Below are 313 nucleotides of genomic sequence, written 5' to 3' on the forward strand. Positions count from 1 at the left end.
CGGGCAATCTGGGTCAGCACAACGGGCTGCCCGTGTCGATCGTGGTGACCACCACCTTGCAGGACCTCGAGGCCGCCGCCGGCAAGGCCCTGACCGCCGGCGGCACCCTGGTGCCCATGTCGGACGTGATCCGCTGGGCCGGCCACGCGCACCACTATCTGGCGATCTTCGACGACGGCAGGTCACTGGCCCTGCATCACACCAAACGGCTGGCGTCCCCCGCCCAGCGAATCATGTTGTACGCCAAGGATCGTGGCTGCACGCGGCCGGGCTGTGACGCGCCGGCCTACCACAGCCAAGTCCACCACGTCCG

1 protein-coding gene is annotated in these 313 nt (G+C 69.0%); it reads left to right on the forward strand.

All coding sequences use genetic code 11. The features are described 5' to 3' along the window. A partial coding sequence (locus WU80_RS25010; protein WP_156349805.1) for a DUF222 domain-containing protein occupies positions 1 to 313 on the forward strand: 313 nt, incomplete at both ends.

It is taken from the genome of Mycobacterium sp. UM_11, assembly GCF_001414075.1.
Classification (GTDB): Bacteria; Actinomycetota; Actinomycetes; order Mycobacteriales; family Mycobacteriaceae; genus Mycobacterium.